Source organism: Actinosynnema sp. NPDC050801 (assembly GCF_040673975.1).
In the GTDB taxonomy this organism is placed as follows: domain Bacteria; phylum Actinomycetota; class Actinomycetes; order Mycobacteriales; family Pseudonocardiaceae; genus Actinosynnema.
On the sequence record NZ_JBFAQZ010000019.1, the window covers coordinates 130,530 to 151,667 of the forward strand.

Sequence of the window (21,138 nt, forward strand, 5' to 3'; positions counted from 1 at the left end):
CCACGGACGGTGGGAGGTGGTGTCCGGGTGCCGGACGGGTGGGACTTCTTCGTCTCCTACACGCAGGACGACCGCGCGTGGGCCGAGTGGGTGGCCTGGGAGCTGGAGGAAGCCGGGTACCGCGTGCTGGTGCAGGCCTGGGACATGGTGCCGGGCAGCAACTGGGTCAACGGCATGCAGGAGGGCGTGCGGGGCGCCTCGCGGACGATCGCGCTGCTGTCGTCCGCGTACACCGCGTCGGTCTACGGGGCGGCGGAGTGGCAGGTGGCCTGGCGCGACGACCCGCTGGGGGTGGAGCGCAAGCTGCTGGTGCTGCGGGTGGAGGACTGCGAACGGCCTGGGCTGCTGGGGTCGGTGGTGTCGGTTGACCTGTTCGGCGTGCCGGAGGGGGAGGTCCGTGAACGGGTTCGGCGGGCGGTCCGGGGGGCGGTCGACGGGCGGTTGAAGCCCGCGAAGGCCCCCGACTTCCCCGGACGGGCGGTCCCGGTGCAGCGGCGGTTCCCCGGTTCGCTGCCGGAGGTGTGGAACGTGCCAGCCCGCAACCCGAACTTCACCGGCCGGAAGGAGTCACTGGTCCGATTACGGGAGGCGTTGCGCGCGCCGGGGACCGTCACGGTGCACTCGATCAAGGGGATGGGTGGGGTCGGCAAGTCGCAGTTGGCGATCGAGTTCGCGCACCGGTACGCGGATGACTTCGACGTGGTGTGGTGGGTGGCCGCAGAGCAGTCGGCCTCGATCCCAGACCACCTGGCGGAGTTGGGCGCCAGGCTGGGGCTCGACGGTCAGGGCGACTCGGAGGCAGTGCTGGAGGCGCTGCGGGATCGGCGGTTCCTGCTGGTGTTCGACAACGCGGAGGACGCCGCCGCGTTGCGCGACTTCCTGCCCTCGGGCCCCGGACGAGTGCTGGTCACGACCCGGCGCAGCGGGTTCGGGGGACTCGGCGAGGTGCTGGACGTCGACGTGCTCGACCGCGCCGAGAGCGTGGCGCTGGTGCGGCGCCGGGTGCCTGTGGCCACGGATCAGGAGGCCGACGAGCTGGCCGGGTGGCTGGGCGACCTGCCACTGGCGATCGAGCAGGCATCGGCGTACTTGGAGGGCACTGGGCTGACCGTGGCCGAGTACCTGTCGCTGCTGCAGGACCACACCGCGAAGATGATCGGCCGAGGGCACGTCATCGACCGCGAGGAGACGCTCGCGACGCTGTGGGACCTCTCGCTGGCGGTATTGGCCCAGGACAACCCGGCAGCGGTCCAGCTGTTGCGCGTTGTGGCCTGGCTGGCGCCGGAACCTGTTCCTCTGGACCTGTTCACCGCGAACCACCGCGCCTTGCCCGCACCACTGGACGGGGTGGTGGTGGATCCGATCGCCTTCGTGGAGGCCGTCGGTGCGCTGGTCGGACACTCCCTGGTTCGCCGCGAGCCGGGCGGGGTCGTCATCGGCCACCGGTTGCTGCAGCAGTCGCTGCGTGCCCGCCATGCTCTTGGCGCGCACGCGGTGGCGCAGGAGCTGCTCGCGGCAGACCTGCCGACAGAAGTTCCGGACGATCCGCTGCGTTGGCGCGTACTGCTGCCGCACGTATTAGCAGTCCACGACGACACTTACGCGGACAAGAGCTTGAGGACGCAGCACACGGCCCAGCTGTTGAGCGGGTTGGCCGACTACCTCCTTGCTCATGGCGGCCCCCGCTCCGCCCGACCGGTGCTGGAGCACGTACTGGCTTTCGAGGAGGAGGCACACGGACCCGATCACGAGATAGTTGGCGCCCGCTTGCACGAACTCGGCCGCGTCTTGCATCAATTCCGGGAGTACGACGAGGCCTGTTCGTCGCTGGAGCGCGCGGTGGCGATCAGTGAGGCGAATTTCGGGCTCGACCACCCGAGGGTCGCCGATGTGGTGACCAGTCTGGCGTGGACGCTGCTGTACCTCGGCCGACACGACGAGGCGCTACTGCTGTTGGAACGGGCGGTGGCGATTGACGGGAAAGCAGGCCACCCAGGCGACGGCCGGCACTTCACCAATCTGGCCAAGGCGCTGAGCGGCCTGGGTCGGGACGAACAGGCACTACCGCTGTGGGAGCGGGCGCTGGTGATCGACGAGAAGACCTACGGACCCGATCATCCGGTGGCCGTCATCAGCCTCAAGCGCCTCGTCCGGGCGCTGCTCGACCTCGGCAGGTTCGAAGAGGCGCTGCCGCTGGCGGAACGGCTGGTGGTCACGGTGGAGGAAGCTCCTCGGCCGCACGACCCTCACGACCCTCACTATTGGTATTTCCTGGCCGATCTGCCCCGCATCGCCGGCCTGCTGGTCCTCGCCCTGTCCGACCGGGCCCGGCCGCTGCTCGACCGAGCGGAGCGGCTGGCGGGAGAGCGGATCCCGCCCGAGTTCCGGGATGCCTGAACACCGGAGAACTCCCTGGTCGGACGGCGGTGGGGGTGGGGGAGGGGGGATCACCTAGGATCGAGCCGCTACTCCGCATGCCGTGCGGGGGGCTGACCACTTGTGTCCGTGACGGGAGCTGTTCACCAACCATGTCCGGAGCCAACGACCCGTACGACCCCAAGCAGGTCGCGGCGCTCTCCCCGGAGGCGCTCGACGCGGCGGTCGAGCAGGCTCGTGAGGCGTTCGCGAAGGCGGCCGACCTCGACGAGCTCGCCGCCGTGAAGCCGAGCCACCTGGGTGACCGCTCGCCGGTCCTGCTGGCCCGCCGCGAGATCGGCGCGCTGCCGCCGGCCGCGAAGGCCGAGGCGGGCAAGCGGGTGAACGAGGCGCAGAACGCGGTCAAGGTCGCGTTCGAGGAGCGCCGCGCCCGGTTGCAGGCCGAACGCGACGAACGGGTGCTGCGCGAGGAGACGGTCGACGTCACGCTGCCCTGGGACCGGGTGCCCCGCGGCGCACGCCACCCCATCTCCACCCTCGCCGAGCGCATCGCGGACGTGTTCGTGGCCATGGGCTACGAGGTCGCGGAGGGCCCGGAGCTGGAGACCGAGTGGTTCAACTTCGACGCGTTGAACTTCGGCAAGGACCACCCGGCGCGCACCATGCAGGACACGTTCTACGTGGGCCCCGCCGACTCGGGCCTGGTGCTGCGCACGCACACCAGCCCGGTGCAGGCGCGCACCCTGCTCGACCGCGAACCACCGGTGTACGTGGTCTGCCCCGGCCGCACGTTCCGCACCGACGAGCTCGACGCCACCCACACCCCGGTCTTCCACCAGGTCGAGGGCCTGGCCGTGGACAAGGGCCTGACCATGGGCCACCTGAAGGGCACGCTCGACGCGTTCGCCCGCGCCATGTTCGGCGAGGACTCCAAGACCCGCCTGCGGCCGAGCTTCTTCCCGTTCACGGAGCCGTCCGCCGAGGTGGACGTGTGGTTCCCGCAGAAGAAGGGCGGCGCGGGCTGGGTCGAGTGGGGCGGCTGCGGCATGGTCAACCCCAACGTGCTGCGCAACTGCGGCGTCGACCCCGACGTGTACTCCGGGTTCGCGTTCGGCATGGGCCTGGAGCGCACCCTGCAGTTCCGCAACGGCCTGCCCGACATGCGGGACATGGTCGAAGGCGATGTCCGCTTCACCCAGCCATTCGGAACGGAGGCCTGACCGGTGCGTATTCCGGTTACCTGGCTGGTCGAGAACCTGGAGTTCGCCGAGACGCCGACGCCCGAGCAGCTCGCCGAGGCGTTCGTCCGGATCGGCATCGAGGTCGAGGACGTCCACAAGCTCGACTCGGTCACCGGCCCGCTCGTCGCGGGTCGCGTGGTGGAGGTCGAGGAGCTGACCGAGTTCAAGAAGCCGATCCGCTACTGCCAGGTCGAGGTCGGCCCGGGGCAGGTCAACGGCATCGTCTGCGGCGCGTCGAACTTCCAGGAGGGCGACACCGTCGTGGTGGCGCTGCCCGGCGCGGTGCTGCCCGGCGACTTCACCATCTCCGCCCGCAAGACCTACGGCAAGACCAGCAACGGCATGATCTGCTCGGCCCGCGAGCTGGGTCTGGGCGACGACCACTCGGGCATCATGGTGCTGCCCAGCGGCACCGCGCAGCCCGGTGACGACGCGATCGAGCTGCTGGGCCTGGGCGACACGGTGATCGAGGTCGCGCCGACCCCGGACCGGGGTTACGCGTTCTCCGTGCGCGGTCTGGCCCGTGAGATCGCGTGCGCGTTCGACGTGCCCTACCGCGACCCCGGCACGGCCGAGGTGCCCGAGGGTGAGGGCGAGGTGCTGCCCGTCACCGTCGAGGACCAGGGAGCGTGCCCGCGGTTCGTGGCCCGCCGCGTGAGCGGTGTCGACCCGACCGCGCCGACGCCGTGGTGGATGCGCCGTCGGCTGATGCTGGCCGGCATCCGGTCGATCTCGTTGCCGGTGGACGTCACCAACTACGTGATGCTGGAGCTGGGCCAACCGCTGCACGCGTTCGACGCGTCGGCGGTCCGGGGCGGCCTGGTGGTGCGCCGCGCGGCGGCGGGCGAGAAGCTGACCACGCTGGACGAGCAGGTCCGCACGCTGGACCCGGACGACATCGTGATCGCCGACGACAGCGGCGTGATCTCGCTGGCCGGTGTGATGGGCGGCGCGAGCACCGAGGTCTCCCCGGCCAGCTCGGACATCCTGCTGGAGGCGGCGAACTGGGACCCGGCGTCCATCGCCCGCACGGTGCGGCGGCACAAGCTGCCCAGCGAGGCGGCGAAGCGGTTCGAGCGCACGGTGGACCCGGCGTTGGCGCCGGTTGCGCTGGAGCGCGCGGCCCGGCTGCTGGACATGTTCGGCGACGGCAGCATCAAGCCCGGCCGCACGGACGTCGGCACGCCCGCGCCGCCACGGCCGGTGTCGATGCCGATCAACCTGCCCGACCGGGTCGCCGGGGTGAACTACGCCCGCGGCGTGACCGCGCGCAGGCTCGGCCAGATCGGCTGCCAGGTCGAGGTCACCACCGGTGACGACGGCGCGACCATGGTCACCGCGATCCCGCCGACGTGGCGCGCGGACCTGACCCAGCCCGCGGACCTGGTGGAGGAGGTGCTGCGGCTGGAGGGCTACGACACGATCCCGTCCACGCTGCCGCCCGCGCCCGCCGGTCGGGGGTTGACCGAGCAGCAGCGCCGCCGCCGCACGGTGTCGCGCGCGTTGGCGGAGAACGGGTTCGTCGAGGTCAAGCCGTTCCCGTTCGTGGCGCCGTCGGTGTTCGACGCGCTGGGTCTGCCCGAGGGCGACGTGCGGCGCAACACGGTCAGCGTGCTGAACCCGTTGGAGTCGGACAAGCACGCGCTGGCCACCACGCTGGTGCCGGGGTTGCTGGAGACCGTGCAGCGCAACCTGGCGCGCGGCCAGAAGGACCTCGCGGTCTACGCGGTCGCGCAGGTGACGTTGCCGCGCACGCAGCAGGTGCCGGTGCCCGAGGTGGGTGTGGGCGAACGGCCGTCGGACGCGCAGGTGGCGTCGCTGCTGGCCGCGCTGCCGCAGCAGCCGGTGCACGTGGCGGCCGTGCTGGCGGGCCACCGCGAGCAGGCGGGCTGGTGGGGCAAGGGCAGGCAGGCCGACTGGGCGGACGCGGTGCAGGCCGCGCGGCTGGTCGGTCAGGCCTACGGGGTGGAGCTGACCGTGGTCGCCTCCGACCTCGCGCCGTGGCACCCCGGTCGGTGCGCCGAGCTCCGGGTCGGTGACTGGCCGGTGGGCCACGCGGGTGAGCTGCACCCGAAGGTCGTGGAAGCGCTGGGACTGCCGAAGCGGACCGTGGCGATGGAGCTGGACCTCGACGCGTTGCCGTTGAGCGACAGCCGGCCCGCGCCGGTGGTGTCGGCGTACCCGCCGGTGCTGCTGGACGTGGCCGTGGTCGTGCCCGCGGAGGTGCCCGCCGAGCAGGTGGCGCGGGTGCTGCGCGGCGGCGGTGGGGCGTTGCTGGAGGACATCCGGCTGTTCGACGTCTACACCGGTGACCAGGTCGGCGACGGCAAGCGGTCGCTGGCGTACTCGTTGCGGTTCCGCGCTCCGGACCGGACGCTCACCGTGGAGGAGGCGACCGCGGCTCGTGACGCGGCCGTGGCCGCCGCGGCCGAGCGCTACGGCGCGGTGCTGAGAAGCTGACGCGGGAAGTCCTGGACCCGCACCAGTGCGGGTCCAGGATTAGACCAGCCGGGTGAACCGCCCGGTGGTCGAGATAGCGGGAACGTGCTGGTCGCGATGCGTCACCGGACGTGTCAAGAGGCCCAAAGACCTTTCTTTCCGGGTCGGCTTGGTCCTTGCGCACAGGTTGAACGTTCTCCAAGATTGGCTTCGCGGCCCGCTGGGCCGAGGGGCGAAGCGATGAACCGCCGGGCGAGTCTGGTCGCCGGTCCGACGGGGAGCTAGCGGCGAACCCACCGCCTGGAGCAGCAATCGAGTGAGGTTGCCTCATGCGCAGCTTGGGCCCGCGGATGGAAGTCGCCGTCGCCATGACCATCCTCGGCGTGGGTGCCGCCGTCGTGGCCGCCATGCACCTGACCTGGCCCGAACCGGATGTGCCGGTGATGGCGTACTCGGTGAGCGGCGGCGAGGTGTCCGACCTCAAGCCGTTCGAGATCAACGACATCTCCGGCGGCGCGGTCGAGCTGACGCCCGGCAGCGAGGGTGCCCGCCTGGTGCGGCTGTCGAACCCGAACAGCGTGGACATCGTGGTGCTGACGTTGCAGGCCGTGCCGGGCCAGCCGTTGGACGAGGCGCAGAACCGGGTGTCGGACTGCCCGTCCGGTGTGCTGACCGTGGTGCCGATGGCCGAGCCGGTGACCATCCCGCCGGCGGGGTCGGTCGAGGTGGAGATGGTCGTGCAGATCGCGCACGACGTGCCGAGCGCGTGCACGGACCTCGTGTTCCCGCTGACCTACACGGGTCGCGCCGCGCCGGTCTAGAGGTACCGCGGACGAGGTACCGCCGGCACGAGTCCGTCCACGGCGACACCGCGGGACGCCCGGTTGTGCGACGCGCCGTTTTGCGGCCCTGCCGTGTGCGGCCCTGCCGTGTGCGACCCTGCCGTGTGCGACCCTTCTGGTCATGAGCGAGTACGACTACGACCTGCTGGTGATCGGCTCGGGTCCCGGCGGGCAGAAGGCCGCCATCGCGGGCGCCAAGCTCGGCAAGCGGGTCGCGATCGTGGACCGCGCCGACATGGTGGGCGGTGTGTGCGTGAACACCGGCACCATCCCGTCGAAGACGCTGCGCGAGGCGGTGATGTACCTGACCGGCCTGAGCCAGCGCGACCTGTACGGCGCGAGCTACCGCGTCAAGCAGGACATCACGATCTCCGACCTGCTCGCCCGCACGCAGCACGTGATCGGCCGCGAGGTCCAGGTCGTGCGCGCGCAACTGCACCGCAACCAGGTGGAGCTGCTCGTCGGCACCGCCCGGTTCCTCGACCCGCACACGATCGCGGTGGACGGCGCGCACCGCGGCGAGCACCACACCGTCACGGCCGGGCACGTGGTGATCGCCACCGGCACCCGTCCCGCCCGGCCGGACCAGGTGGACTTCGACGAGGTGCGGGTGCTGGACTCCGACGAGGTGCTGGCGCTGGAGGAGATCCCGTCGTCGCTGGTCGTCGTGGGCGCGGGCGTGATCGGCATCGAGTACGCGTCGATGTTCGCCGCGCTGGGCAGCCGGGTGACGGTGGTCGAGCAGCGCGACCGGATGCTCGACTTCTGCGACCCGGAGATCGTGGAGTCGCTGAAGTTCCACCTGCGCGACCTCGCGGTGACGTTCCGGTTCGGCGAGAAGGTCGTCAACGTCGACGTGTCCGACACCGGCACGGTCACCACGCTGGCCAGCGGCAAGCGCATCCCGGCCGCCGCGGTGATGTACTCGGCCGGTCGGCAGGGCAACACCGAGGCGCTGGACCTGCACCACGCGGGCCTGGAGGCCGACAACCGCGGCCGGCTGTCGGTGGACGAGCACTACCGCACGCCCGTCGAGCACATCTACGCGGTCGGCGACGTGATCGGCTTCCCGGCGCTGGCCGCCACGTCGATGGACCAGGGCCGGCTCGCCGCCTACCACGCGTTCGGCGAGCAGGCGCGCGAGCTGTCGGCGTTGCAGCCGATCGGGATCTACACCATCCCGGAGATCTCCTACTGCGGCGCCACCGAGGCGGAGCTGACGTCGTCCGCCGTGCCGTACGAGGTGGGCCTGGCGCGGTACCGCGAGCTGGCGCGCGGCTCGATCGTCGGCGACGCCTACGGCATGCTCAAGCTGCTCGTGTCCACTGTGGACCGCAAGTTGCTCGGGGTGCACCTGTTCGGCACCGGCGCGACCGACCTCGTCCACATCGGCCAGGCGGTCATGGCGTGCGGCGGCACGGTGGACTACCTGGTGGACACGGTCTTCAACTACCCGACGCTGTCCGAGGCGTACAAGGTGGCCGCGTTGGACGCCACCAACAAGATCCGCGCCCTGGAGCGGTTCGGGGCCTGACCGGCCCCCTCGCCGTCCCGGCCGACCGTCCTACGCGGGCAGCCGGTCGAGGAACGCGGCGATCAGCGGCGCGATCTCGGGCAGGTTCTCCTCCAGCGCGAAGTGCCCGGTGTCGAACAGGTGCAGTTCGGCGTCGGGCACGTCGCGCAGGTACGCCTTCGCGCCGTCCTCGGTGAAGATCGCGTCACCGCGTCCCCAGACGATCAGCGTGGGCGGCTGGGCCGTGCGCAACCACTCCTGCCACTCGGGGTAGCGGGGGAGGTTGGCGCGGTAGTCGAGGGCGAGGTCGACCTGGATGTCGGCGCGCCCGGGCAGGTCCAGGAAGTGCTGGTCGAGGGTCCAGCCGTCCGGCGCGACCAGGGCCGGGTCGGTGACGCCGTCCTCGTACTGGCTCCGGGTGAACGCGAGGGTCATGAACTCCCTCGCCACCTCGCGGTCGTCGTTGGCGATGAACCCGTGCGCCGCCTGCGACAGGCCTTCGTCGTAGGCGTTGGCGTTCTGCACGACCAGGCCGCTGATCAGCTCGGGCCGCCGCACGGCCAACCGGAAGCCGACCGGCCCGCCGAAGTCGAACGCGTAGAGCGCGAACCGGCGCAACCCGATCGCGTCGACGAACGCCTCCACGGTGTCGGCGAGGCGGTCGAACGTGTGCCGCCCGTCGAGGTCGCCGCTGTGGCCGAAGCCGGGGTAGTCGGGCGCGACCAGGTGGAAGCGGTCGCCGAGCGCGTCGATCAGCCGGCGGAACTGGTGCGAGGCGCTGGGGAAGCCGTGCAGGAGCAGCAGCGTGGGCGCGGCGGCCGGGCCCGCCTCGCGGTAGAAGACCCGGACGCCGTCGACGTCCACGTGCCGGTGGAAGACCTTCGGGATCATGCCGCCGACCATACCTAATGGTTGATGGGGGTATCAACCATTAGAGGCGAGCAGTGCGGTGACGAGGTGCAGCCGCGCGTCCGAGACGTCCCGCAGCGGCGGGACGAGCAGCGTCGGCATGCCGACCTCCACACCCGCCCCGTCGTGGGTGGCGCGGTCGCCGACCATCAGCGTCTCCCCGGGCTCGGTGCCGAGCTCCCGCAGCGCGAGGTCGAAGATCGCCGGGTCCGGCTTGACCACGCCGTGCTCGAACGACAGCACGAACACGTCGACCGGCAGGTCGGCGAACGCGGGCCGGACGTCGAAGTGGATGTCGCTCAGCACCGCGATCGGCACGCCGCGCCCGTGCAGCTCGCGCAACGTCGGCCCGGCGTCCACCGCGAACGGGTTGGCCGCCGGGTCCGACTCCACCGCGTACAGCGAATCGGCCAGCTCAGCGTCCAGCCCGGCCGCCCGGAACGCCTCGTAGTACGTCCTGCGGTGCAGCTCGGCGTCCGCGTCCACGCCGGGCACGTCCATCCGCGCCGGGTCCAGCGCCGCCACCACCTCGGCGGCGCCGTCGGGGTCGCGCCCGATCCGCCGCAACGCCTCCGCCGCCCACCCCCTGAACGTGGGCGTGAGCACGAGCGTCCCCCGCCAGTCGAAGATCACGGCCCGCAGCCGGTCGGCCATCGACGCGCTCCTGTTCATCACGGTGAGTAGTTCGTCGACTCACTCGTGTGAAGGCTGCCGCACCACTCCGACAGGTGACTACGTTTTTTCCCACGATCCCCAACGGTGGGAGGCCGGCATGGCCGCGATACCGACGATGCCCCTGCACATGCGCCGGGTGGGGTTCGACCCCGGCCCCGAGCTCGGAGAACTGCGCGAACGGGACGGGGTCCGGCTGGTCGACTCGCCGCTGGGCCGCCCGGCGTGGCTGGTCACCCGGATCGAGGACGTCCGGGAGGTCCTGGGCGATCCGCGGCGGTTCGGCAACTCCGCGCACCACCTGGTGCCCGGCGCGCCCGCGTTGAGCGAGGACGAGCTGGCGATCGTGCGGCCGGGCAACCTGCTCGCGTTCGACCCGCCCGAGCACACCAGGCTGCGCCGGCTGCTGGCGCCCGAGTTCACCGTCCGCCGGATGCGCCGGCTCGAACCGCGGGTCCACGAGATCGTGCGCGAGCACCTGGACGCGATCGAGCGCGACGGCCCGCCCGCCGACCTGGTGCCGGACTTCGCGCTGCCGATCCCGTCGTTGATCATCTGTGAGCTGCTCGGCGTGCCCTACGAGGACCGGCACGACTTCCAGGACCGGGCCGCCCGCATCTTCGACGTGCGGCTGTCCGCCTCCGCCAGGGTCGCCGTGCAGGTCGAGTCCCGGGCGTACCTGGGGGAGCTGATCGCGCGGGCCAGGGTCGAGTCGGGCGACGACCTGCTCGGCACGCTGGTGCGCGACGAGTCCGCCGACCTCGACGACCGGGAGCTGGTCGGCATCGCGGACCTGCTGCTGCTGGCGGGCCACGAGACGACGGCCAACATGCTCGGCCTCGGCGTGCTCGCCCTGCTGCGCCACCCCGACCAGTTCGCCCTGCTGCGCGACGAGCCGGAACGCGCCGATGCCGCGGTGGAGGAGTTGCTGCGGTGGCTGACCGTCGTGCACACCGGCGTGCCGCGGGTGACGACCACCGACGTCGAGGTGGGCGGTCACGCGATCGGCGCCGGTGAGCTGATCATCTGCTCCCTGCCCGCGGCCAACCGCGACCCCGGGCTCGTGCCCGACCCGGACGGGCTGGACATCACCCGCGACGCGGGCAGCCACGTGGCGTTCGGCCACGGCGTGCACCACTGCCTGGGCGCGCCGCTGGCCAGGATGGAGATGCGGATCGCGTTCCCGGCCCTGGCGCGCCGGTTCCCCACCCTGCGCGTCATCGAGGAGGAACCGCGGTTCCGCACGCAGCAGATCGTCTACGGCCTGGCGTCACTGCCCGTGACCTGGTGAAGGGGGACCGCGCCGCCGCGTTCGCGGACCGTCGAAACAGATTTGAGTGACTTTGCATCAGCGTGCATACTTATCCGCATGACGGTACGGATCGCGGTCGCCGGCGCCAGCGGGTACGCCGGGGGAGAGGTGTTGCGCCTCCTGCTCGGTCACCCGGACGTGGAGATCGGCACGCTCACCGCCGGCGGCAACGCGGGCTCGACGCTGCTCGCCCACCAGCCGCACCTGCTGCCGCTGGCCGACCGGGTGCTGGCGGAGACGACCGCCGACACCCTCAAGGGCCACGACGTCGTCTTCCTCGCCCTGCCGCACGGCCACTCCGCCGAGATCGCCGCGCAGCTGGGTGACGACACGCTCGTCATCGACTGCGGCGCCGACCACCGGCTCACCGACCCGGCCGCCTGGGACCGCTGGTACGGCGGCACGCACGCGGGCAGCTGGCCGTACGGCCTGCCCGAGCTGCCCGGTCAGCGCGACGAGCTGCGCGGCGCCCGCCGCGTCGCCGTGCCCGGCTGCTACCCGACCGTCTCCTCGCTGGCCCTGGCCCCCGCGATGGGGTTGGTCGAGCCCGACGTGACGGTGGTGGCCGTCTCCGGCACGTCCGGCGCGGGCAAGTCGCTCAAGCCCAACCTCCTCGGGTCGGAGGTGATGGGCTCGCTCAGCGCCTACGGCGTCGGCGGCGCGCACCGGCACACCCCCGAGATCGCGCAGAACCTGTCGAAGGTCGCCGACGAGCGGGTCCGGGTCTCGTTCACCCCGGTGCTCGCGCCGCTGCCGCGCGGCATCCTCGCCACCTGCTCGGCGACCCTCAAGGACGCCGACGTCGACGTGCGCGCCGCCTACGAGAAGGCCTACGCGGACGAGCCGTTCGTGCACCTGCTGCCGGAGGGCCACTGGCCGACCACGGGCGCGGTGCTCGGTTCGAACGCCGTGCAGCTGCAGGTGGCGGTGGACCGCGACGTGAACCGGCTGGTCGTGGTCGCCGCGATCGACAACCTGGCGAAGGGCACCGCGGGCGCGGCGGTGCAGTGCATGAACCTGGCACTCGGCCTGCCGGAGACCACCGGCCTGTCCACCGTGGGAGTAGCACCGTGAACCGCAACAAGGGCGTCACCGGCCCGGGGGGCTTCAAGGCCGCCGGTGTCGCGGCCGGCATCAAGGAGTCCGGCGCGCTGGACCTGGCGCTGGTCGTCAACGAAGGACCCGGCCAGGCCGCCGCGGGCGTCTTCACCACCAACCAGGTGAAGGCCGCGCCGGTGCTGTGGTCGCAGCAGGTGCTCCGGGAGCGCAAGCTCGCCGCGGTGGTGCTGAACTCCGGCGGCGCGAACGCGTGCACCGGCCCCGAGGGCTTCCAGGACACCCACGCCACCGCCGAGAAGGTCGCCGAGGTGCTGGACGTCGGCGCGATCGAGGTCGCGGTGTGCTCCACCGGCCTGATCGGCGAACGACTGCCGATGGACGCCCTCAAGGCGGGCGTGGAGAAGGCGGCGCGGGAGCTCGACTCCTCCGACCTGGCGGGCCTGAACGCCGCCACCGCCGTGATGACCACCGACACCCACCCCAAGCAGAGCTGGCAGGCCCACCCCGACGGCTGGTCGGTCGGTGGGTTCGTCAAGGGCGCGGGCATGCTGTCGCCGAACATGGCCACCATGCTCAGCGTGCTCACCACCGACGCGGTGATCGACGGCGACGCCTTGGACGCCGCGCTGCGCGCGGTCACCGCCAAGACCTACGACCGGCTCGACGTGGACGGCGGCACGTCCACCAACGACACCGTGCTGGTCCTCGCCTCCGGCGCCTCCGGTGTCACGCCGACCGCGGAGCAGTTCGCCGACGTGCTCACCGCCGTGGCGAAAGACCTGGTCAAGCAGCTCCAAGGGGACGCGGAGGGCGTGACCAAGGAGGTCTCGATCACGGTCAACGGCGCGCTCACCGAGGCCGAGGCGGTCGTCGTCGCCAAGACCGTCGCCGAGGACAACCTGGTCAAGACCGCGCTGTTCGGCTCCGACCCGAACTGGGGCCGGATCGCGATGGCCGTCGGCCGTGCGCAAGCCACCGTGGACCAGCACCGGCTCGGCATCACGATCAACGGCGTCACGCTGTTCGCGGACGGCCACAAGGCCGCCGACCGGAGCGAGGCCGACCTGTCCGGCCGCGACGTCGAGATCGTGGTCGACCTGAACCTGGGCGACGGCACCGCCACCGTGCTCACCACCGACCTGTCGCACGGGTACGTCGAAGAGAACAGCGCGTACAGCTCGTGATCACGCCCCAGGACAAGGCCGGCATCCTCATCGAGGCGCTGCCGTGGCTGCAGCGGTTCCGCGGCGCGATCGTGGTCGTCAAGTACGGCGGCAACGCCATGGTGCACGACGAGCTCAAGCGGGCGTTCGCGCAGGACATGGTGTTCCTCAAGCTCGCCGGCCTGCACCCGGTCGTGGTGCACGGCGGCGGGCCGCAGATCGCCGCGATGCTCAAGCGGCTCGGCATCGAGTCCGAGTTCCGCGGCGGCCTGCGCGTCACCACGCCCGAGGCCATGGACGTGGTCCGCATGGTGCTCGTCGGCCAGGTCCAGCGCGAGCTCGTCGGCCTGATCAACTCGCACGGCCCGCTCGCGGTCGGCCTGTCCGGCGAGGACGCCCACCTGCTGACCGCCGCACGCCGACCGGCCATCGTGGACGGTGAGCCGGTGGACATCGGGCTGGTCGGCGACATCGTCGAGGTCAACCCGGACGCCGTGCTCGACATCGTGCGCGCCGGCCGCATCCCGGTGGTGTCCACGGTCGCGCCGGACGTCGACGGCGTGGTCCACAACGTCAACGCCGACACGGCGGCGGGCGCGGTGGCGGTGGCGCTGAAGGCCGAGAAGCTGGTCGTGCTCACCGACGTCGAGGGCCTGTACGCGGACTGGCCGCACAAGAGCTCCCTGCTGCACCAGGTGGACGCCGACCGGCTGGAGAAGATGTTGCCGGACCTGGACAGCGGCATGGTGCCGAAGATGGAGGCCTGCCTGCGCGCGGTGCGCGGCGGTGTCCCCGAGGCGCACGTGATCGACGGCAGGCTGGCGCACTCGGTGTTGTTGGAGGTCTTCACCTCCGAGGGCGTCGGAACGATGGTGACCGAACGGACCGGGGCGGACGAGACATGAGCGACCAGCAGCGGTGGCAGGCCGCGATGATGAACAACTACGGCACGCCCGGCCTGACCCTGACCCGGGGCGAGGGCGCGCACGTCTGGGACGCCGACGGCAACCGGTACCTGGACCTGCTGTCCGGCATCGCGGTCAACGCGCTCGGCCACGCGCACCCGGCGATCGTGGCCGCGGTGACCGAGCAGATCGGCAAGATCGCCCACACCTCCAACCTCTACGTCAACGAGCCCGCGCTCAGGCTCGCCGAACGGCTGCTCGACCTGTCCGGTGTGGACGGTGACGGCCGGGTGCTGTTCTGCAACTCCGGCGCGGAGGCCAACGAGGCCGCGTTCAAGCTGAGCCGCCGCACCGGCCGCACCAAGGTCGTGTCGACCGACGGCGGCTTCCACGGCCGCACCATGGGCGCGTTGGCGATGACCGGCCAGCCCGCGAAGCGGGAGCCGTTCGAGCCGCTGGTGCCCGGCGTCGTGCACGTGCCGTTCGGCGACGTGGCGGCGCTGGAGGCGGCGATCGACGACGAGACCGCCGCGTTCATCGTGGAGCCGATCCAGGGCGAGAACGGCGTGGTCGTGCCGCCCGAGGGCTACCTCCAGGCGGCCCGCCGGATCACCGCCGAGCACGGCGCGCTGCTCATCCTGGACGAGGTGCAGACCGGCGTCGGCCGGCTCGGCACCTGGTTCGCGTTCCACCAGGTCGGGATCGTGCCCGACGTGATCACCCTGGCCAAGGGCCTCGGCGGCGGGCTGCCGCTGGGCGCGTGCATCGCGGTCGGCCCGGCCAAGGACCTGTTCGAACCCGGCCAGCACGGCACCACGTTCGGCGGCAACCCGGTGTGCTGCGCCGCCGCGCTCGCGGTGCTGGACACGATCGCCGCCGACGGCCTGCTGGAGCACGCCTCCGCGGTCGGCAAGGAGATCGCGACCGGTGTCGAGGCGCTGGACCACCCGCTCATCTCCGGTGTGCGGGGCGCCGGCCTGCTGCTCGGGATCACGCTGCGCGAGGCGGTCTCGGCGAGGGCCGCGGCGGCCGCGCAGCAGGCCGGTTATCTGATCAACCCGATCCAGCCCGACGTCATCCGGTTGGCGCCGCCGCTGGTGCTGGACGAGGCGGACGCCCACCGGCTGGTGGCCGACCTGCCCTCGTTCCTCCCCTCCCCGTCCGTTCCCCAGGCTGGTCAGGAGCCGTGATGGTGCGCCACTTCCTGCGTGACGACGACCTGACACCCGAAGAGCAGGCCGCGGTCCTCGACCTGGCCGACGGGTACAAGGCCGACCGGTTGAGCGCCAAGCCGCTGGCCGGGCCCAAGTCGATCGCGGTGATCTTCGAGAAGAACTCCACCCGCACCCGGCTGTCGTTCGAGGTCGGCATCGCCCAGCTCGGCGGCAACCCGGTGATCATCGACGGCCGGTCCATGCAGCTGGGCCGCGAGGAGACCATCGAGGACACCTCCCGCATCCTGTCCGGGTACGTCGACGCGGTGATCTGGCGGACGTTCGCGCAGAAGCGCATCGACGCGATGGCGTCGGTGTCCCGCATCCCGGTGATCAACGCGCTGACCGACGAGTTCCACCCCTGCCAGGTGCTGGCCGACCTGCAGACCATCCGGCGCGTGCACGGCACGCTGGCCGGCCTCACCGTCACCTACCTGGGCGACGGCGCGAACAACATGTCCCACTCGATGCTGCTCGGCGGCGCCACGGCGGGCATGCACGTGCGCATCGCCGCGCCCGCCCTGTTCCAGCCGCTGCCGTGGGTGCTGGACGACGCGCGCAAGCGCGCCGCGGACACCGGCGGCTCGGTGACCGTGATCGAGGACCCGCGCGAGGCGGTGGACGGCGCGGACGTGCTGGTCACCGACACGTGGACGTCCATGGGCCAGGAGAACGACGGCCGTGACCGGACGCGCCCGTTCCGGCCCTACCAGCTCAACGCCGACCTGGTCGCCGCCACCGGCGTGAAGACGACCGTGCTGCACTGCCTGCCCGCGCACCGCGGCCAGGAGATCACCGACGAGGTGCTCGACGGGCCCGACAGCGCGGTGTGGGACGAGGCCGAGAACCGGCTGCACGCGCAGAAGGCGCTGCTGGTGTGGCTCCTGGAGAACTCGGCCGCCCCGAAGGCACCGGCGCGATGACCAGAACCGCGCGGCAGGCCCGCATCGTCGAACTGGTCGCCCAGCGCGCCATCCGCAGCCAGTCGGAGTTGGCGAAGACGCTGGCGGTGGAGGGCATCGAGGTCACCCAGGCCACGCTGTCGCGCGATTTGGACGAGCTGGGCGCGGTCAAGCTGCGCGGACCCGACGGCGGCGCGCCCGTCTACGTCATCCCCGAGGACGGCAGCCCGGTGCGCGGCGTGCAGGGCGGCACGTCCCGCCTCACCCGCGTGCTCGCCGAACTGCTCGTGTCGGTGGACCACTCGGGCAACCTGGCCGTCCTGCGCACCCCGCCCGGCGCGGCCCAGTTCCTGGCCAGCGCGCTGGACCGGGCCGCGTTGCACGACATCGTCGGCACCATCGCCGGTGACGACACGATCCTGGCCGTGGCGCGGGAACCTCTCACCGGGGCGGACCTGGCCGCCCGGGTGACCGCGCTCGCCGCCGGCGAGGACCAGTCGCCGCAGGTGGACACCGATGAGTGAACGGGTCGTCCTCGCGTGCTCCGGCAGGGCGATGACCGCGGCCGGGATCGGCCGGCTCGCCCGGGAGACCGGCGCCGGGGTCGTCGCCGTCGCGGTGGACCTCGGCCGGGGCGAGGACCCGGAGGCGTTCCGGGAGCGGGCGCTGGCCGGTGGCGCGGTCGAGGCCGAGGTCGTGGACGCCCGCGACGGGTTCGCCGACCGGTTCTGCCTGCCCGCGCTGCGCGCCAACGCCCTGCGGCCCGCGTCGGCGCTGTTCCCGCCGCTCGTCGCCGAGCACCTGGTCGGGGCCGCCGTGCGGCACGGCGCGACGGCCGTGGCACACGGCTGCACCGGCCACGACGGCGTCCTCCTGGAGACCGGTGTCCGCGCGCTCGCACCCGACCTGAAGGTCATCGCGCAGGTCCACGACCACGTGCCGCGCCCGGCGGACCGCACCCCGCCGGTCGAACCGGGCGACGCCGACGAGCTGGTGGTCACGTTCGACCGGGGCAGGCCGGTCGCCATCGACGGCGAGACCGTCACCCTGCTCCAGGCCGTCCAGGAGCTGAACCGGCGGGCGGGCGCGCCGGGGTTCGGCCGAGGCGCCCACGTCCACCGGACACCGGGCGCGGTCGCGCTGACCACCGCGCACCGAGGGCTGGAGGACGCCACCCTGGAACCCGACCTCGCCCGCTTCAAGCGGCAGGTCGAGAGGCGCTGGGGTGAACTGGTGCGCGACGGCCTGTGGTTCTCACCGCTCAAGCAAGCGCTCGACAGCTTCATCGACAACACCCAGCCGCACGTGTCCGGCGAGGTCAGGCTCGTGCTGCGCGGTGGCCGCGCGGTCGTCGCCGACCGGCGCGCCGAGGTGCCGCCGCCGGACTTCAACCAGGGGCCCGCGTCACCGCGGGGCCTGCCGAACAAGATCGCCGCGAAGAGGGATTCGATCACGTGAGTTCATTGTGGGGTGGGCGGTTCGCCGGCGGACCGGCGGAGGCGATGGCGCGACTGTCGGCGTCGACGCACTTCGACTGGCGACTCGCCCCGTACGACATCAGGGGTTCCCGCGCGCACGCCCGCGTGCTGCACCGGGCGGGTCTGCTGACCGCCGACGAGCTGGAGCGGATGCTGGCGGCGCTGGACGCCCTGGAGGCCGACGTGGCGTCCGGCTCGTTCACCCCGACGTTGGCCGACGAGGACGTGCACACGGCGTTGGAGCGCGGCCTGATCGAGCGCGCCGGGTCCGAGCTGGGCGGCAAGCTGCGCGCCGGCCGCTCCCGCAACGACCAGGTGGCGACGCTGTTCCGGATGTGGCTGCGCGACGCCGCCCACCGGGTGTCCGCGGGCGTGCTGGACGTGGTCGAGGCGCTGGCCGAGCAGGCGTCCACGCACGCCACCACCGTGATGCCCGGCCGCACGCACCTGCAGTCCGCGCAGCCCGTGCTGCTGGCGCACCACCTGCTGGCGCACGGCCAGGCGTTGCTGCGCGACGTCGACCGGCTGCGCGACTGGGACAAGCGCGCCGCCGTGTCGCCGTACGGGTCGGGCGCGCTGGCGGGCTCGTCGCTGGGGCTGGACCCGGCGGCGGTGGCCGCGGAGCTGGGCTTCGACGGCCCGGTGGAGAACTCGATCGACGGCACCGCGTCGCGCGACTTCGCCGCCGAGATCGCGTTCGTGCTGGCCATGATCGGCGTGGACCTGTCCAGGATCGCCGAAGAGGTGATCATCTGGACGACGGCCGAGTTCCGCTTCGCGGTGCTGGACGACGCGTGGGCCACCGGCAGCTCGATCATGCCGCAGAAGAAGAACCCGGACGTCGCCGAGCTGACCAGGGGCAAGTCCGGCAGGCTCATCGGCAACCTGACCGGCCTGCTGGCGACGCTGAAGGCGCAGCCCCTGGCCTACAACCGGGACCTGCAGGAGGACAAGGAGCCGCTGTTCGACTCCGTCGAGCAGTTGGAGCTGCTGCTGCCCGCGCTGGCCGGGATGATCGCGACCATGCGGTTCGACACCGCGCGGATGGCGGAACTGGCCCCGGCCGGGTTCACCCTGGCCACCGACATCGCCGAGTGGCTCGTGCGGCAGGGCGTGCCGTTCCGGGTGGCGCACGAGGCGGCGGGCGAGTGCGTCCGGGTCGCCGAGGCGCGCGGCGCCGGCCTGGAGGACCTGACCGATGAGGAGTTCGCCACCATCTCGCCCGCGTTGACGCCGGACGTGCGTAGCGTGTTGACCGTGGAAGGGTCCATCGCGTCACGGGACGCCCACGGCGGCACCGCCCCCGACCGGGTCGCCGAGCAGTTGAAGAGGTTGCGCGACAAGGTGTCCGTTGCCCGCAACGCCTAGGCAGTTCACCGAGCGGGAGCTCGCGATCGACCCCGTCGACGCCGCGCGGCTCCTGCTCGGGAGCGTCATCGAGTCGACCACGGACGAGGGCGTGGTCGGCGTGCGGATCGTCGAGGTCGAGGCGTACCGGGGCGGCGACGACCCGGCGTCGCACTGCTACCGGGGCCGGACGCCGCGCAACGACGTGATGTTCGGCCCGGCCGGCCGCCTGTACGTGTACTTCGTCTACGGCATGCACTTCTGCGCGAACGTCGTGTCGCTCACCGACGGCGTGCCCGGCGCGGTGCTGCTGCGCGCCGGCGAGGTAGTGACCGGGTCGTCCCTGGCCCACGTCCGCCGCCCGTCCGCGCGCAGCACCGCCGAACTGGCCAAGGGCCCGGCGCGGCTGACCGGCGTCCTCGGGCTCGACCGCGCGCACAACGGCGTGAACCTCACCGAGCCGGACGCGACCGTGCGGCTGCTGGCGGGCGACCCGGTGGACCCCGCCGACATCCGCACCGGCCCGCGCGTCGGCGTGGCCGTGGCGGTGGACGTGCCGTGGCGGTTCTGGATCGACTCACCGGCCGTCAGCACGTACCGCCGCGGCACCCGCCGCACCCGCACCACCGCTCTGCGGACCTCCCGGGAAGGTCCCTAGATCTCGCCGAAGACGTGCGTGCCGGGGGCGTCCGCGTCGTCGCCCGCCCAGAACTCGACCCAGTGCCGGACGAACTCCGACTTCGAGATCGCGCCGTCACCGTCGAGGTCGAGCCGGGCGAACACGGCGTCGGTCGGCGAGTCGTCCCCGGTCCAGGCGTGGATCATCCGGCCGTACTCGGGCGCGGACACCCGACCGTCACCGTCCTCGTCCACCGCCTCGAACATCGACTCCGCGGTGGCCACCACCAGGTCGAGCATGGTGCCGAGGTCCTGCACCACGCTCAGCACCTCGTCCACCGTGACCTTGTCGTCCCGGTCGTGGTCGGACGCCGCCCGCAGCGCGTCCCACCAGCCCATCATGATCTCCCGCAGCCGGTCCTGCTCGTCCGCGCCGCCCCGGATGTGCACCCACCTGTCGGTCAACGCCTCGAAATCGGCTCGTTCGAGGAACCCGTCACCGTTCGAGTCCATCGCGGTGAACACGATGGAGGTCTTCTTCCGCTGCAAGTCGCTGGCCACGCAAGCAAACTTGGCCGGGGAACGCCGGAAGGACAATTGACCAGCCGGGGCATACCGGAGCGCGCCAGGGTGACATCGTGGTGACGTTCGGTAGCGCGAACGGCTAGCGCACCGTCCGCCGGTACCAGACCCGCCGCTCGTTGGCCGGCAACGCGACCCGCCTGATCACGCTGGTCAGCACGGCGCCGATCAGCAGCCACAGCAACGCGGCCAAGCCGTCGTTGAGCAGCGTCCGGAAACCGGCGTTCGCCGGCGTGAACAGGTCGCGCAGGCCCAACGACACCGCCGCCGACCACGAGTCGATCAGCTGCGCGAACCCGTTGGCCGAGTTGGCGCCGCCGATCACCAGGAAGATGTGGATCGCCAGCACGATGGCGAACAGCCAGCACAGCAGGTCGATCACGGCACAGGCGATCCGAACACCGCGCACCCGACCGTCACCGCGCTCGACGACCTCTTCCTCCCGCCGGTACGGCGGCTCGGCCGGGGTCACGAACTCGGTGGGGCGGTCAGCGGGACGTCGGTCGCGATCGGGATAGGTCATCGCTGGTGCCCTCTTCTCTTCAGCCCTCGACGGAAGTGCCCGC

General features: G+C 72.0%; 19 protein-coding genes. 15 read left to right on the forward strand and 4 right to left on the reverse strand.

Going from position 1 to position 21,138, the window contains the following annotated elements:
• The first annotated feature begins 27 nt into the window (after nucleotides 1-27).
• The 5 genes from fxsT (at nucleotide 28) to sthA (ending at nucleotide 8,432) form a co-directional block, all read left to right on the forward strand.
• Complete coding sequence (gene fxsT, locus AB0K14_RS32080) at nucleotides 28-2,397, forward strand: FxSxx-COOH system tetratricopeptide repeat protein (protein ID WP_360463550.1); 2,370 nt, start codon at nucleotides 28-30, stop codon at nucleotides 2,395-2,397.
• Nucleotides 2,398-2,528: 131 nt separating this feature from the next.
• A complete protein-coding gene (pheS, locus tag AB0K14_RS32085; protein ID WP_360463547.1) occupies nucleotides 2,529-3,596 on the forward strand; it encodes a phenylalanine--tRNA ligase subunit alpha in 1,068 nt (355 codons plus the stop codon).
• 3 nt (nucleotides 3,597-3,599) lie between these two features.
• Nucleotides 3,600-6,077, forward strand: a complete 2,478-nt coding sequence (gene pheT, locus AB0K14_RS32090) for a phenylalanine--tRNA ligase subunit beta (protein WP_360463544.1) — start codon at nucleotides 3,600-3,602, stop codon at nucleotides 6,075-6,077.
• Nucleotides 6,078-6,385: 308 nt separating this feature from the next.
• Nucleotides 6,386-6,877 (forward strand): hypothetical protein, encoded by a 492-nt coding sequence (locus AB0K14_RS32095; RefSeq protein ID WP_360463541.1) that lies wholly within the window; start codon nucleotides 6,386-6,388, stop codon nucleotides 6,875-6,877.
• A 142-nt stretch (nucleotides 6,878-7,019) separates the two neighbouring features.
• A complete protein-coding gene (gene sthA / locus AB0K14_RS32100; RefSeq protein WP_360463538.1) occupies nucleotides 7,020-8,432 on the forward strand; it encodes a Si-specific NAD(P)(+) transhydrogenase in 1,413 nt (470 codons plus the stop codon).
• 30 nt (nucleotides 8,433-8,462) lie between these two features.
• Here the strand turns inward: sthA and AB0K14_RS32105 are convergent, their stop codons facing one another.
• Both AB0K14_RS32105 and AB0K14_RS32110 read right to left on the reverse strand, forming a co-directional pair.
• Entirely contained in the window at nucleotides 8,463-9,302 is an 840-nt protein-coding gene (locus AB0K14_RS32105; protein ID WP_360463535.1) for an alpha/beta hydrolase, read from the reverse strand.
• A gap of 33 nt (nucleotides 9,303-9,335) precedes the next feature.
• Nucleotides 9,336-9,992: an HAD-IA family hydrolase gene (locus AB0K14_RS32110; RefSeq protein ID WP_364339632.1), complete on the reverse strand. Its 657-nt coding sequence runs from the start codon at nucleotides 9,990-9,992 to the stop codon at nucleotides 9,336-9,338.
• Between the two features lie 100 nt (nucleotides 9,993-10,092).
• Here AB0K14_RS32110 and AB0K14_RS32115 point away from each other — a divergent pair, with 100 nt between their 5' ends.
• The 10 genes from AB0K14_RS32115 (at nucleotide 10,093) to AB0K14_RS32160 (ending at nucleotide 20,030) form a co-directional block, all read left to right on the forward strand.
• Nucleotides 10,093-11,283, forward strand: coding sequence for a cytochrome P450 (locus AB0K14_RS32115; protein WP_360463529.1), 1,191 nt, complete (start codon nucleotides 10,093-10,095; stop codon nucleotides 11,281-11,283).
• A 78-nt stretch (nucleotides 11,284-11,361) separates the two neighbouring features.
• Nucleotides 11,362-12,378 (forward strand): N-acetyl-gamma-glutamyl-phosphate reductase, encoded by a 1,017-nt coding sequence (argC, locus tag AB0K14_RS32120; RefSeq protein WP_360463526.1) that lies wholly within the window; start codon nucleotides 11,362-11,364, stop codon nucleotides 12,376-12,378.
• Nucleotides 12,375-13,547 carry a bifunctional glutamate N-acetyltransferase/amino-acid acetyltransferase ArgJ gene (gene argJ / locus AB0K14_RS32125; protein ID WP_360463523.1) on the forward strand — a complete coding sequence of 391 codons (1,173 nt, stop codon included), beginning with the start codon at nucleotides 12,375-12,377 and terminating at the stop codon, nucleotides 13,545-13,547. The genes argC and argJ overlap by 4 nt, the downstream gene beginning before the upstream one ends.
• Nucleotides 13,544-14,431, forward strand: a complete 888-nt coding sequence (argB, locus tag AB0K14_RS32130) for an acetylglutamate kinase (protein ID WP_360463520.1) — start codon at nucleotides 13,544-13,546, stop codon at nucleotides 14,429-14,431. Before argJ ends, argB begins: the two co-directional genes overlap by 4 nt.
• Nucleotides 14,428-15,621, forward strand: coding sequence for an acetylornithine transaminase (locus tag AB0K14_RS32135; RefSeq protein WP_360463517.1), 1,194 nt, complete (start codon nucleotides 14,428-14,430; stop codon nucleotides 15,619-15,621). The genes argB and AB0K14_RS32135 overlap by 4 nt, the downstream gene beginning before the upstream one ends.
• Nucleotides 15,621-16,568, forward strand: a complete 948-nt coding sequence (argF, locus tag AB0K14_RS32140; protein ID WP_360463514.1) for an ornithine carbamoyltransferase — start codon at nucleotides 15,621-15,623, stop codon at nucleotides 16,566-16,568. Before AB0K14_RS32135 ends, argF begins: the two co-directional genes overlap by 1 nt.
• Nucleotides 16,565-17,071, forward strand: a complete 507-nt coding sequence (locus AB0K14_RS32145) for an arginine repressor (RefSeq protein WP_360463511.1) — start codon at nucleotides 16,565-16,567, stop codon at nucleotides 17,069-17,071. The genes argF and AB0K14_RS32145 overlap by 4 nt, the downstream gene beginning before the upstream one ends.
• Complete coding sequence (locus AB0K14_RS32150; RefSeq protein ID WP_360463508.1) at nucleotides 17,064-18,005, forward strand: argininosuccinate synthase domain-containing protein; 942 nt, start codon at nucleotides 17,064-17,066, stop codon at nucleotides 18,003-18,005. The genes AB0K14_RS32145 and AB0K14_RS32150 overlap by 8 nt, the downstream gene beginning before the upstream one ends.
• Nucleotides 18,002-19,393, forward strand: a complete 1,392-nt coding sequence (argH, locus tag AB0K14_RS32155; protein WP_360463505.1) for an argininosuccinate lyase — start codon at nucleotides 18,002-18,004, stop codon at nucleotides 19,391-19,393. The genes AB0K14_RS32150 and argH overlap by 4 nt, the downstream gene beginning before the upstream one ends.
• A complete protein-coding gene (locus AB0K14_RS32160; RefSeq protein WP_360463502.1) occupies nucleotides 19,377-20,030 on the forward strand; it encodes a DNA-3-methyladenine glycosylase in 654 nt (217 codons plus the stop codon). Before argH ends, AB0K14_RS32160 begins: the two co-directional genes overlap by 17 nt.
• Here the strand turns inward: AB0K14_RS32160 and AB0K14_RS32165 are convergent.
• Entirely contained in the window at nucleotides 20,027-20,551 is a 525-nt protein-coding gene (locus tag AB0K14_RS32165) for an EF-hand domain-containing protein (protein WP_360463499.1), read from the reverse strand. The two genes, AB0K14_RS32160 and AB0K14_RS32165, sit on opposite strands and share 4 nt — an antisense overlap.
• A 103-nt stretch (nucleotides 20,552-20,654) precedes the next feature.
• On the reverse strand, nucleotides 20,655-21,095 hold the full coding sequence (locus tag AB0K14_RS32170) for a hypothetical protein (protein WP_360463496.1): 441 nt from the start codon (nucleotides 21,093-21,095) through the stop codon (nucleotides 20,655-20,657).
• Between the last annotated feature and the right edge of the window lie 43 nt (nucleotides 21,096-21,138).